This window comes from Candidatus Eremiobacteraceae bacterium (assembly GCA_035710745.1).
GTDB lineage: Bacteria > Vulcanimicrobiota > Vulcanimicrobiia > Eremiobacterales > Eremiobacteraceae > JANWLL01.
This window is the reverse complement of the sequence record DASTCX010000003.1, coordinates 171,132-184,514: the sequence shown is the minus strand read 5'-3', so window position 1 is coordinate 184,514 and position 13,383 is coordinate 171,132. Positions and strand designations below refer to the sequence as shown.

The 13,383-nt window shown below is 63.1% G+C and carries 11 protein-coding genes; 4 read left to right on the top strand and 7 right to left on the bottom strand.

Annotated elements, in window-relative coordinates; genetic code table 11:
* Window positions 1-205 precede the first annotated feature (205 nt).
* Window positions 206-679 (top strand): hypothetical protein, encoded by a 474-nt coding sequence (locus VFO25_00980; protein HET9341471.1) that lies wholly within the window; start codon window positions 206-208, stop codon window positions 677-679.
* Between the two features lie 4 nt (window positions 680-683).
* Window positions 684-1,049, top strand: coding sequence for a hypothetical protein (locus VFO25_00975; GenBank protein ID HET9341470.1), 366 nt, complete (start codon window positions 684-686; stop codon window positions 1,047-1,049).
* Here VFO25_00975 and add read toward each other — a convergent pair.
* Window positions 1,019-2,038 (bottom strand): adenosine deaminase, encoded by a 1,020-nt coding sequence (add, locus tag VFO25_00970; protein ID HET9341469.1) that lies wholly within the window; start codon window positions 2,036-2,038, stop codon window positions 1,019-1,021. The genes VFO25_00975 and add overlap by 31 nt on opposite strands.
* Window positions 2,035-2,862 carry a DUF1028 domain-containing protein gene (locus VFO25_00965; protein HET9341468.1) on the bottom strand — a complete coding sequence of 276 codons (828 nt, stop codon included), beginning with the start codon at window positions 2,860-2,862 and terminating at the stop codon, window positions 2,035-2,037. The genes add and VFO25_00965 overlap by 4 nt, the downstream gene beginning before the upstream one ends.
* Window positions 2,863-3,425: 563 nt before the next feature.
* Here VFO25_00965 and VFO25_00960 point away from each other — a divergent pair.
* Complete coding sequence (locus VFO25_00960; GenBank protein HET9341467.1) at window positions 3,426-4,583, top strand: PQQ-binding-like beta-propeller repeat protein; 1,158 nt, start codon at window positions 3,426-3,428, stop codon at window positions 4,581-4,583.
* 88 nt (window positions 4,584-4,671) lie between these two features.
* Window positions 4,672-6,186 carry an FAD-dependent monooxygenase gene (locus VFO25_00955; protein ID HET9341466.1) on the top strand — a complete coding sequence of 505 codons (1,515 nt, stop codon included), beginning with the start codon at window positions 4,672-4,674 and terminating at the stop codon, window positions 6,184-6,186.
* Window positions 6,187-6,263: 77 nt separating this feature from the next.
* Here the strand turns inward: VFO25_00955 and VFO25_00950 are convergent, their stop codons facing one another.
* From VFO25_00950 to VFO25_00930, 5 genes are all read right to left on the bottom strand, one after another.
* Window positions 6,264-6,680 carry a hypothetical protein gene (locus VFO25_00950; GenBank protein ID HET9341465.1) on the bottom strand — a complete coding sequence of 139 codons (417 nt, stop codon included), beginning with the start codon at window positions 6,678-6,680 and terminating at the stop codon, window positions 6,264-6,266.
* Between the two features lie 30 nt (window positions 6,681-6,710).
* Window positions 6,711-7,742: an alpha/beta hydrolase gene (locus tag VFO25_00945; GenBank protein ID HET9341464.1), complete on the bottom strand. Its 1,032-nt coding sequence runs from the start codon at window positions 7,740-7,742 to the stop codon at window positions 6,711-6,713.
* 96 nt (window positions 7,743-7,838) lie between these two features.
* Window positions 7,839-8,141, bottom strand: a complete 303-nt coding sequence (locus tag VFO25_00940; GenBank protein HET9341463.1) for a hypothetical protein — start codon at window positions 8,139-8,141, stop codon at window positions 7,839-7,841.
* Between the two features lie 73 nt (window positions 8,142-8,214).
* Complete coding sequence (locus VFO25_00935) at window positions 8,215-9,540, bottom strand: hypothetical protein (GenBank protein HET9341462.1); 1,326 nt, start codon at window positions 9,538-9,540, stop codon at window positions 8,215-8,217.
* Window positions 9,541-9,681: 141 nt separating this feature from the next.
* Window positions 9,682-13,287: a BTAD domain-containing putative transcriptional regulator gene (locus VFO25_00930; protein ID HET9341461.1), complete on the bottom strand. Its 3,606-nt coding sequence runs from the start codon at window positions 13,285-13,287 to the stop codon at window positions 9,682-9,684.
* Window positions 13,288-13,383 lie beyond the last annotated feature (96 nt).

Sequence of the window (13,383 nt, the reverse complement as noted above, 5' to 3'; positions counted from 1 at the left end):
TAGACCACCCCACCAGTTTATAGTGTACCACCAAGAAGAAAGGACTACAATCCTGAACGTGCGCTCGAATATTTTTGGTTCCCGGTGTCTCAGGTACAAATTGGCATCCTTGGTTGTGACGCGTATTTCGGGACAGGGCGAGGGAGCGCTCGCGACAATTGGGTATACCAAATACGTTGCTCAGGGTGCGGAGGTGTCCACTTACATGAAACTATCGCGGATCATCGGTGTTTCCATTATCGCCGCTATGCTTCTGGCGCTTGCCCCGCAAGGGCCGGTGTCGGCTGACGGTGCGGCGAGCACGCGCAACATCATCCTCGGGGGTGCTGCTGCAGCGTTGATCATCATCAACCACAACAAGCAGGTGCATGCGAAATACGCGCAGGACGCGGCCAACGAGGCCTCGCTCGCGGCGCAGCGTGACGATGCGACTGCCGCCTATAACTCCGAGAAGAAGGCGTACGCGAACGAAGCGGCGCTCGTTTCCGATCTGAAGCGCGAGGTCGCATACCAGCACGATCAAGTCGATCAACTTCGCCGCCAGGTCGCGGTCTTGCAGCCGCACGGCTCGTCCGGACAGCCGACGAACTTCGTCGCACAGACGACGCTCGTCCATCCGACTCCGGTCGGCGGCGAGCAGCAGGTCGCGGTGACCAGCTACGGCTGGGGGACGATCTAGACAGATGACGACGATCAGGGCGATCATCGTTTGCGGTTGCGCCGTCCTCGCTCTCGCGGGCTGCGGCTCGGGCGAGTCGAGGACGGCCGACGACGTGACGAGAGCAGTGTACAACGACGACATCGACTCGGCGACGAAGAACTTCACCCCGGACCTCGCCAAGACGGTGACGCGCGCAGAGTTGGGCGCGCTCTCGGACCTCATGCACCAGCACGGAGACTATAAAGGCCTCAAGCAGACCGGCACCGAGCCGGACGGCGCCTACGACTTCGAAGCCGATTTCTCGAACGGCACGCTCATCGTCAAGATGAAGCTTGATGCGAGCGGCAAGGTCTCGGGTTATCGCGTGATCCCGAGCCCGTCGACATAGGCGTCGACCTCCTCGACTAGACGCTGCCTGTCGCTCGCAGGCAGAAACGATCGCTCGAAACTCGCTTTGGCGATCGCAGTTATCTCCTCCACGCCGCAGCCGAGCGCTGCGGCGTGCTCGTATTCCGCGGTGACGCTCGTCCTGAAGAATGACGGGTCGTCGCTGCTCAGTGTCACGCTGACGCCGGCATTGAGGAACTCGCGGAGCGGATGCACCTCGCTTTTCGCGAGGGCGGCTGTGAATCGATTGCTCGTCGGACATGCGTCGATCGTGACGCCGCGACCGCGCAGCAGTGCGAGGACCTCGGGCTTGCCTTTTGCAGCAACCCCATGACCGATCCGTTCGGCGCCGAGCAGTTCGACCGCATCGACGATGCTCTCCGCGCCTGCAGCTTCTCCCGCATGCGCCGTGCGGCGCAGACCTCGCTCGCGCGCTTTTGCGTAGGCGCGTTGGAAATCGCGCGCCGGAAAGCGACGTTCGTCGCCGCCGAGTCCGATGCCGACGACTCCCTTGTCCGCTGATGCCACGGCGAGATCGACGTCGAGCAGCGCTTCTTCTTCACCTAGGTTGCGGACCATATCGATGATGAGCCTAGACGTCACGCCGCGTTCCCTGCGCGCGCGTTCGCACGCACACCAGACCGCCACGATCATCGCATTGGCATCGAGTTCGGGCGCGAATTTGCGTTGCGTCGCCGGCGAGATGAAGAACTCGACGTGACGGACGTTGTCCGCCGCTGAACGCGTCAGATACTCCGTCGCTAGCTCGGCGAAATCTTCCGGCCGTCGAAGCGCTTTGACGACGTCGAGAAAGGCGCGCAAAAACGACGGAAAATCGTGGCATGCGAAGATCGCATCGGCATCCTTAGGGTCAAGTCCGTTGCGGTGCGCGATGCGGACGTACGCGTCCGGCGAGATCGTGCCTTCGAGGTGGACGTGGAGTTCAGCCTTTGGAATGCGCGCCGCGAACGACGCGACGTCGATCGTCACCTCTTGACGAAATCGCGGAGATAGCCGAGCGTCTGTTTGTCGACCGTGTCGTCGTCGCGGACTCGATTCTCGAGATTCTCGCGATGCATGAACTCGACGAGCGACTTCGCGCCGGCCCGGGCTACGAGCGAGTCGATCTCATTCTTCAGGCTCGCATCAATCGTTAGGACGTCATGCGGTTCTGCCTTGAAGAAGTAGAGCTTGTGGAGCTCGAGGATGCGCGCGAGCTCTTCGATCGGATCCGGATGATCGTCGACACGCAGGTCGACATAACGATCGTTGAAGCCGGCGTAACCGCCGCCCGGTTTTGCGATGTACAAAGCGGCGCTTTGCTTCCCGCGCCTGTCGCCGCCGGCGGCCTGTCCGGCACGTAACGCGGCGATGAGCCTATCGGCGAGGTAGCCTCGCGTTTGTTGAAATGCGCTCGCAAGGCCGTCGACGACGCCTTTGCCCGCGAGGATGTTCCCCTGTGCTGCGAAGTTCGCTCCGGCGATGCCGCCTGCCCAATCCATGCAGTGCACGCCGGTGTAAGTCGCCGAGCGTCCGGTCGCGTCGACGATGCCGAGCTGTCGCTCGTCTCGATGCTCGTCCGACGAAGTCAGCCAATCGATGACCTCCTCGGGAGCCTTGCCTTCTTGCAACAACGCGAGACCACGCGGGCCGTACGTCGTGTTCGCCCATGCCTGCGTCGCAATCGCGCCGACGCCGCCGATCGCCCACGGCACAGCAGAACCGACGGAAAGGAATTTCGATTGGACGGCCACACCGACTTCGCTTGTGTCGGTATCGCAGGCGACTATCGAAAATGTCGATGGATGCAACATCGTTCGACAGGTACGCTCGTACGAAGCGTTGTACCTACGGAGCGCGGGGTGGAGCAGTCCGGTAGCTCGTCGGGCTCGAAACTCGCGATCGGCAAGCAGCGGCCACTGCTGGAGCTGCATGAATAGTGACCGATCGCATCGTGGGCTCCGTAAGAAGCGATTCTTACGGGATACCTGTCAAAGTCGGGGAAGCCGTTAGCAGGGTAATCCCGAGCCAAGCCTCGCCAATGCGAGGAAGGTGTAGAGACTTGATGGCAGGCACCCAGACGTACTCGTCGGGGTGAAGGGAAAGTCCAGACTACGAATCCGTCGAGCGGCGGCGGAGCGGCGAAAGCCGAAGTAGCAAGCATAACCCGAAGGTCGCGTGTTCAAATCACGCCCCCGCAACCAAAGCCCTTGGCGCGTCCGAGGGTTTTTGTTATTCTTTGCAATTGACTTGGCGCCGCGCTGCGCCTATACTGGTGCCGCAACTATTCTTGCTCGATCGGGAGAGGATTCAAATGAAGTACCTTTCTGTCGTAGCTTTTTTGCTTTTGACGTGTGCGGTCAGCATGGAGAGCGCGGTGCCATCATCGGCTGGAAATGCGCCCGCACATCAGGTCGTCGCGACTCGCGCGGGTCTTGTTCACGGTCCCGCCTTTGGGAAGTCCACCGGCGGCGCCGATCCGGACTTCGTGGGCGAGGCCGAAGACGCAGTCACGTATCAGATCAACCCGAGGCACACGGGCGCCATCGATGGACCCACAATCCAGCTCCCACTCAAGGTTCAGTGGACAGCCTCGGTCGGTCAGTTCTCTACGTATCCGGTTATTGCGAACGGACGAGTCTTCGTCGGTGGCAGCTTCGTGTACGCCTTGAGTGCGGCGACAGGCAAGATGCTCTGGGGCAAAGACGAGTCGTCCATCGGCACGGCGTACGACCACGGCGAACTATTCAGCCTTTCCGGAAGCGGCCTCATGAGCGCTTTCGAAGCGCGCAACGGCAGATCGTTGTGGCTCACGCAAATGCCGGGTCAGTATTCATTCTCGTCGCCGCCTGCGACCGGGAACGGCATGGTATATACGGGCGGCGCCGGCAGCGGCGGCACCGTCTATGCGGTGAGGGAGACTGACGGTACGGTCAGATGGACGGCCTCAGTGGAGAACGGCGACGACTCATCGCCGGTCGTCACGAAGACCGGAGTTTTTGTCTCCTATGTCTGCCCACAGACATACGACTTCGCTCCTTCGACGGGCACGCTCATCTGGCACTACTCCGGCGGCTGTGAAGGCGGTGGCGGCGCCACGGCTGTGCTATACAGAGGTCTGCTGTACACTGAATCGTGGGCAAGCAGTCCGCCAGGGCTGGCATTGAATGCGACCAACGGGTCCCCGGTAAGCACGTTCAATAGCTTGGTGACGCCGGCGTTCGCAAAAGGCATCGGCTACTTCATCCAAAATAGCAATCAGCTCGTCGCCCTTAGTACCCGCACTGGGAACATCAAGTGGGTTCAGACCTTAAGTGGCGACGCGTTCTCCGTTCCGCCGCTTGTCATAACGAACACGCTGTCCGGCGACCTACTGGTATGCGGCACGCAAGCGGGCAATGTCGACGTCTTTGACGCACAATCTGGAAAGTCGTTGCAGACGTTGAGCTTGGGCGCAGCGCCCCAAAGCGGCATGGCCTTTTCGGAGGGCTTGCTCGTCGTACCGGCGGGGAACAACGTCATCGGCCTGTTGTAACCGCAACGATCTGTTCGGCCTAGTACACAGCGAAGGCGACTAAATAGTCGCCTTCACTGCTCTTCTCCAGTTTCATTATACACCATGGATGGGGACTTGCGGCAAGCCTCTGGTCGTGTCGTACAATGCCGGACGTATGGACGCAGAGGTGACCGTTGTGGGCGCGGGCCCGACTGGCCTGATGCTGGCGGGTGAACTGGCGCTCGCCGCGGTCGACGTAACCGTTGTCGAACGGCGTGCTAACCAAGAGATCGTCGGCTCGCGTGCGGGTGGCCTGCACTCGCGCACGATCGAAGTTCTCGATCAGCGTGGCATCGCTGAGCGGTTCCTAGCGCATGGGAAAACCTATCCTGTCGTCCATTTTGCCGACACCTCGCTCGACATCAGCGACTTTCCGACTCGGCATAACTACGTGCTCGGGCTCTTCCAGAAGCACATCGAGCGATTACTGGCCGAGTGGGTCGACGAACTGGGGGTGCGTATCCATCGCGAGTGTGAGGTGACGGGTTTCCGACAGGACGATTACGCCGTCGACGTGCAGTTGTCCGATGGCAGATCCATGCGTGCGCAATATCTCGTAGGTTGCGACGGCGGCCGTAGTACGGTCCGAAAGACGGCCGGTATCGACTTTCCCGGATGGGATCCTACCACGAGTTGGCTGATCGCCGAGGCTGAGATGACGGGCGAGCCGGTGGCAGGCATCCACCACGATGCGCGAGGGTTCTACGCGCTCAATAGGTTGGACGATGATGGAGTGCGACTCGTCGTGGGCGAACAGCGACTCGGACCGAGTAGCGAGCCTACATTGCGCGATGTGAGTGAGTCGCTCATCGCCGTGTGTGAAACCGATTACGGAATCCACAACCCAAGGTGGATCTCCCGTTTCACCGACATGGCTCGGCAAGCCGCCGCATACCGCGACCGGCGGGTCTTGTTGGCCGGCGATGCCGCGCACGTGCATAGCCCGGTCGGCGGCCAAGGACTCAACATCGGTGTCCAAGATGCGGTGAATCTGGGATGGAAGCTTGCTCAAGTGGTCAAGAAGACGTCGCCAGAGAGCGTCCTGGATACCTACCACGTCGAGCGTCACCCGATCGGCGCGAGCGTGCTGCGCAACAACATGGCCCAAGGGGTGCTTCGCAACCGCGCAGACGACCGTATCAACGCCTTGCGTGAAATGATGTCAGAGCTTCTCCGCATGGACGAACCTCGCAAGCGTTTCGCGGCGAGCATGTCTGGTCTGGACGTTCGCTACGATCTTGGCGGCGGACACCCGCTTGTCGGACGTCGCATGCCGGACCTCGACTTGGTCACAACCGATGGCCCGCTGCGGGTGTTCGCCACGCTGCACGCTGCGCGGCCGGTGCTGCTCAACTTCGGCGACCCAAACGGCTTTGACATCACCCCGTGGATGGATCGTGTACGGCTGATCGACGCGAAATACGACGGCGTGTGGGCGTTGCCCGCATTGGGAACGGTCGCCGCTCCGACCGCCGTGTTGATCCGGCCGGATGGACACGTCGCCTGGGTCGGAGACGAAACCAAAAACGGCCTCAACGATTCTCTAACGACGTGGTGCGGGGCGCCAACTACGTCGACCTAATCAAGGCGACCGAATTGGCAACCTTCGCGCGGCTGAGCTCCACGTAGCCGCCCGCAGCGCCGGACCGTAATGACCGTTTAGCTTTGCGACTTCGTCGCGGTGACGCGCCACATCTGGCCCGATGCGTCGGGAGGTGCGACGACGACCGACATCCCTTTTGCGCGCTCCCGCTCTGCGACCGCTTCCGCCAAATCCTTGCTCGGAAGTTCGAAGATTCTTGTGACGTCCGTCTTGATGGACACGTGTGCGCCCGCTTGAACCGAGGGCGTCACCGCTCCTGGCATTGACGCGACCAGCGATTCCAGGGTATCGGCGAGGGCCGAAGACGTCGACGACGTCGGAACCGCGAGATCCGTCTTCGTGGTGGTCGGCGGCGAGTCGAGTGTGAGACGCCCTTGACCGGTCGCTCCTTCTCGGCCACGCGCACGTCCCAGCGCGTATCCGATTAGCCCTGCGATGATCACCGCTGCGATGAGAATCGATGCTTGCGGCATGCCAGACTCCAAACTCTTAGCAGTTCTTCTCTACTGCAACGTACGGTGCAGAAACGTTTCGACTTCAGCGAACGCGATCGACGCGTGAAGGCCCCAAGGAACGTCCTCAAATCCGTGTTCCGTCCATGGAAGCTCGAGCAGCGTGACGTCGGTCCCGCACGATCGAAGCGCATCGCGCAATCTCAGCGCCGAGCGAAAGTCTACGACGTGGTCCCTGTTGCCATATATGAGCAATGTCGGAGGCGACCCGCAGCGCACGTTGTCGATCGGAGATGCGGCATGGTAGCGGCCCGGCATTTGAACTGGTGTTCCTCCCATGTACGAGCTTATGATCTCCGGAACGCCGATGGGATCGGGCGATGGGGGAAACTCGTATCCCATAGTGAGATCCACCGCGCCCGAGAAACTCACGAGCGCGCGGAAGGGCGTACCTGGAGCGAACGCGCTCAATTCCGCCATTTGGCCGCCCGACGAATGGCCGAGGATCGCCATCCGTCGCGTGTCAATCCGATACTTCTTCGCCTGGCTCGTGACGAGCGCGATTTCCGCCCGCACATCGCCGAGCGGCGTCGGAAACTCATAAGCCGGAGCATGTCTGTAGTCGAGCGCAAATACCGCATAGCCTCTCGCCGCGAGATATCGATTGAGCGTCGCATCATTGTCCGGCGAACCCCATTGCCACGCCCCTCCGTAGATCGCGAACACGACCGGATTGTTCTGACCCGAGCGCGGCAGATAGGCGCGGATCGAAGTTCGCTCGACGCCGAGATCGACCGGGACCGAAAACTCGACGATGTCGCTCGCTCTCGGGATCACGGGCAATCGCAACGGGATTCCAGACCGCACAGTCGCGACGATCGGTATCGCGCAAAACAGTATGTTTATCGCCGCTAGCGAGGCCACCGGTGTCCTGAGGCGGCCCCCAAAGCGCAACGCAGCGAACAGCCCGATCGCACTGAGGATAAGGATGTACGGAGTGAGCTCGACGGCCGCGACCGTCGCGATGAGCATGACGCGGTTTGCGGGAGGCACGATGATCGCGACGCAGAGCAGCGTCGCCACCGCTTCGAAAAACAAAACGAAGACGGGGCCTCTTGAGGACCTTCCCTCTGGGGACATCGCTCAGCGCGTTCGGCCGCGGCCGCTCTTGGACCTCGGCTATTCCGGCAGGTACGATCCGTTCGATGAATGATGGACGATCCCGTCGATCGCCGCCGCGATCGCCTCGACGGCATCCGAGCGCCGACGAAACAGCGTGCGCATCGAAACGTGGAGAGTGGCCGCGACGTACGACGCCTTGTTCCCCTCGACATCGCCCGAAACGACCACCGCTCGCATGAGCTCGTTCGACGGCGTCCGCACGCTGAACGCCCGATCGACCACCTTGATCACCGCTTCGCGCGCCGTCGCCGCGCCGAGTGCGACCTTGAGTTCAACGGCGAGCGGCAGCCGTTCCAGCATATCGGGCTTCCGAAGCGCGGCGAGCAACCTTCGGATCCCGTATTTCGACGGTCCCATCGTCGCTGCCGAAAAGTTATTCACCGACGACTGAGGGCGACGCCGCCTTCGTGATCCCAAGCTGCCGCAACATCTTCGCTGCCGTCACTCCCGAGCGATGGACGCCGGCGGACTCGCGCGCCATGACATCTCTCACCGCTGGCAGGCGGTCCCCGTCAGCACCCATCGGGCGGGCGACGATACGGTACGAGAACGCGATGGTGGAGCGCCCACCCTGGCTCTCCCGGACCTCGAAGCCGGCGCTCGTCTTGTGTTCGACGTATAATCCGCGGCTGTCGCCTTCGGGTGTGATGAACACCAGGTAATTGCCGCGTCGATCGATCGTCGAGGCGAAGTCGGCGTTGAGCCGCACCGCACCGATTCCATTGACGATCTGACCTTCACCGAAGTCCTCGATCGTCGCTTGCGTCTGCCGAGCCTGGTAGGCGGCGACGTCGCGTCCATCGACCGTCTTCGTATCGACCATCGCGGATTGCGACATTATCGTTCCCGAGACGGTGAGGTTTCCGCCGCAATCCAGCGTCATGAGCAACGTATAAGGAAGCGCGAGGCTCGTCACCGCTTGGATCGCTGCGCCGCCGTTCAGACACACGGCAGCGACCGCCGGCGCGATCGGCGCGCCCTGGGTTGTCGGCGCGGCAACGCTCAGTCCGGCGATTCCCGTCGCCGGGCTGAAGCCGGCGACGCCGAAGTTGAGCCCGCCGCCATCGGTGGACATGTCGATCCCGAAGACCGCTGCGCGATGCTGTTGGTTCTGCGAACTTGGATTGAACGTGATGCCGCGAACGCCGTTGCCGAGCGACGAGAACCCGAAGACGCCGGTGCCAGCGGTCGTTCCGCCCTCGACGCCCAGATTGTTCTGGCCACCGTCGTTGGATTGATCGAAGCCCTCGACGCCGGCCGTGCCGTAGCCGTCAGAAAGACTAGGGTTGGTCGTCGACCCGACGACGCCGGCGTGGATCTTGCTGAAGCCCGTGATGCCGAAACCGGTCTGCGAACGTCCGGCCAATCCAGAGCTGAAGTTCTCTTGTCCGGCTGGAGGTACGGACACATCCTCGCCGAGCACGCCGGCCATCACGTCACGCGCGCCTCCTTTGGCGCTGAACGCTTTCGTCCGGCCCGAGATGGCGTCGCCTTGAGCCGAGCTCCCTCGAACCGCTTGGCCGGTGCTTGAATTCCTGACGTCGATGCACGGCGAGCTGGACGAACACTCCGTGACGGTGACGGTGCTTGCGATCGGAGACGAGCTCGCGGGCAGCATCGCCGCGGCAGCGACCGCGAACGCTGCGCACGCCGCTACGAAGGCGGCGCCGACAGAGAACTTGACTCGCATGTGACTCATGATGAACGTGTCTCCCCCAGACGGCCGTGCGAACGACGGTGCAGTACGTTGATGTTCGAAGTCTAAGGGAAGGCAGGCACGGCCGGCTGACGGCGGCCAATACCGCGCGGGGTCGCGCGCTGCGGACCGCTCACGGAGCGCTTACGGCTCGGGGCTGTCTTCGATTTTCAGAAGCGCGGCGAGGGACGCAGCCGGCTCGGTCGATAGTTCCCGGAGAAGGAGATCGCGGTATCGTCGGAACTCGCGCCTGCCCTCGGCGACGTCGCCGATGAGGAGGTGAGCGCGGATCGCCAGCTCGCGAGCGGACTCGTCGAACTCGTCGGCCGCGATCATGTCGCGGGCGATCTCAAGCGCCCGTTGCGCACGACCGCGTTTGAGATCATCGTCCGCGAGGCGCTGTCGCGCGAGCCGCAGCAAATCCGCGACGCGACGCTCAACTTCGGCGTACCACTCCCACGCGAAGTTCGACATCCGGCGAGCCGACCCGAGGCGGCGAACGATGCTTTCCAGCCGGGCGCGCTGGAACTCGTCCGGGGCCGAACTTGCGGGCAACTCCGCCAACAGCCGATCGGCCTCCCAGACGTCGACGGTCGTCCCCCGTCTGAGGCGGTATCCTTGCGCCACGCTTTCGACCGCGTTGGGATCGCCGATCTTCGACCGCAAGCGATAGACGCATGTCTGTAGCGCCCTGGCGCCATTCGCCTCGTCGAGGTCGGGCCACAGCATTTCGACAAGTTCGCCGCTCGCGCTCGGCCGCGGTGAGCGAGCGAGCGCGATGGCCAGAGCCGTCTCGCCTTCCGAAAGGGCGACGGGTTCTCGCCCCCGTCTCACCGTGCCGGATGCGACCTCTACCGTGATCGGCGGCGCACCGCTCGCGCTGCGCCTGCGCATGCGAGCGATCACGGGCGCAAGCATCCCCGCATCGATATCATCGGCGACGAGCGACATGATCGACGATGTCAACGCATCCGCCTCGGTCTCGCGCGCGGTCGCGACGGCGCTCGCGAGGTGGGCGAAGCGACGTTCCGCGTCAAGCTCACTGAGGCACGCGAGCGTGAGGACTTGGAGATACGGTTCTCTCGCGATCGCAGCGCTCTCCGCGGCGCGTTCGGCACAACGAATCGCATCGGCGTCGTCGATCTCGTTGCACGCCCGCATCAACCATGAATACGCGGCATACTTCGGATAACACGTGGTTGCCGGCGACCGCGTGCCGCCGCCCGCATTCTCCGCGAGATGCGCGAGCGAGTCTTTTGCAGGGCCCGACAACTCCTCGAGTAGGCTGTGCGCCAGTGCTCGACACGAGGCGTCGTCCGCGGTCCAAGCAGTAATGAGCTGCTCGACCAGCGACAGTGTCGACCAGGGCCCGTGCCCGGCGCCGATGCGCTCGGCGAGAAGCCTTGATTCCGGCCAGCGGCCGGAGAGCCGATCGACGTATTGCGAACGCGCGAGCAATGCGATCCTCTCGGCGACGCTCGACGCATCCGCTTCCATCGCGGTTTGGAGCGCAAGAGCCTCGCAGGCGCGCGTGCCGCCTCGCTTGCCTTCGATAATCGCGCGGACGGCGCTCCCGAGCGCGCCTTTGCGGTTATCGAGCATGCGCTGCGCTCGTTCCGGTTCTCCGGACTCGCAGACGGCAAACGCGAGGCTCGCGGTGAGCCGGTCGTGACCGTCACGATCGATTTCGAGCGGCACTTGCCAAACTGCAAGCGACTCGTTGCGCACGGACGGATTCTCCGCGACCAGACACAGCCGGAAGACGCGCGCCGCGAGCAGGTTGGGATATCGCTTGAGTTCGGCGGTCGTCGCGGATTCCACGAGCGCGTACAGATCGTCGGTCACGTCCGGGTGCTCGAGGCCGCTGTTCGACATGAACGTCTCGAGCGAAACAAACGCCTGCACGCGATCGCCTGCCTGCATGTACCGGCGCGCGGCGCGTATGTGGTCGCCTTCGCGCGACGCACGCGCAGCGCAGCGCGTCAACGCGTCGCGACCGCCGTCCGGAAGGCGCCGGCGAAGAACGGACTCCAGCATCCGATGAGCTCGATAGCCTTCATCGCCCCGAACGATGAATGGCGTCGTGGCGAGCAGTTCGGTTACACGATTACTCACTGAACCGGAACCGATGGCTTCCGCAATCTCATCGCCGGTCGCGTCGGGAACGGTCGCGCACGCGACGACGATAGCGCGGTCATCGGCCGCAAGCGAATTCATGACCTGATCCGTGAGGAAGTCGGCAAGCCCGTCGTGCTCGACCTGCGGAGCCGATTGCAACAGCTCGGCGAGGCGCTTCGTCTGCTGCGAACGCATCGCTAAACCCCGATAGGCGCGCGCACCCGCATCCGAAAATCGGCGCATCATCTTGATCTCGTCCGGATCCAGGACGGTTCCGCTGCGGTGCGGACCGCACACGAGGATGGCGAACGGAACGCCGGCTTCTTCTATGAAGAAAGACTGCGCGTGTAAGCGCACGGTCGACGAGTCGTCGGCAGAAATGCGGTCGGGCAACGAAGCGCTCGAACCGGCGCTGGCGACGCGCCGAAACCCACCGTCGGGGCCGCTGCGATACACGCCGGCGTATTCGAGTTGCAACGCCTCCGCCGGCTCCACCGCGAGAAGTGCGTCGAGCCTATCGAACGACGTCGCGACGGCCAAGATGCCCGCCGCGGCGTCGAGCGCCGCTTCGGCCCGCTCGTGACCGCGGAACAAAGCATGCCGGAGCCACCGTTCTACGCGACCGTAGATACGTTGCAGAGCGACGCCCACGAGCATCGCGATCGCGATCTGCACGATCAGCTGCGCATGGCTCTGCTGCAAAACGGATGCCGTGCCCCAGTACGTGAGCGCGAGGATGCCGACGAGACACGAAGCGATGATGCTGAACGTGAGCGCCCTGTTCAGAGCGAAGCGCACGTCGACCACGCGGTGCTTGATGACTGCGTAGCCCACCGACAACGGGATCGCGAGCATCGCGAACCCCGAGATGCGGCTCGCGATGAACCACCCTTGATTCGCAAACGCGATCGACATGAACCAGCCGATGAAGCCGACACACGATCCGATGATGCTCCACAGAAGGCGCTGCCGGTCGCGCGGAGTGGCGGACCGGTATGTCATGACGAGCGACAACACGCCCACGATGCACGCGCTGAATCCCGCCGCGTCGCTCGCCCACGTCGCCCACGCCGGTAAGGCGTCGCCCGTGTACCACGCCCTCACGCTCCAAGCATCGAGCGCGATCATCCCCGCGAGCAAGAGCGGTAGGAACCTCGCGACCTGTGCGCGCCACCCGACGAGTTCGTCGCTTGGATAACGCAGGGCGAAGACGAGAAAACCTATGGTGGCCACGTCATTGATGACGATCCAAGTGCAAAAGGCGACGAGGCCGAGCACGGAATTCAGGCCCGAGACCGCCCATCCGATCATCGGCGGCGCTGCCGCCAGTCCAAGACAACAGACGAAGAATCCCCAGGTGAACCGCGCGGGCCGAACGAGGACGAGCCACGTTCCGACAGCGATGAAGATGATGTAGCTCGCGAGTTGGAGAGCGATAAGCGTTTCGGCCGTTTGGGTGAACGGCAAGGGATGTTGCTGGGCCGTCAGGACGACGTCGCGCGCCGTCGACCCACGTTCGACTGTCAGCGCTTGCGTCTCGCCTGGTCGATAGTCGTCGTACCAAAGCATCCGGAGGTGCGCACCGAGAGGCGTCGTCTTGCTGAGTTGATCGTGCGGCCGTATACCCTCCAAGCCAGCGGACGACTGCGGCGCGACCCCGATGACGGTCCGGCCCCTGAGTCCGAATCCGAGGCTTGCCCGCGGAGTCCACAAAATAGAGAGCGCCGC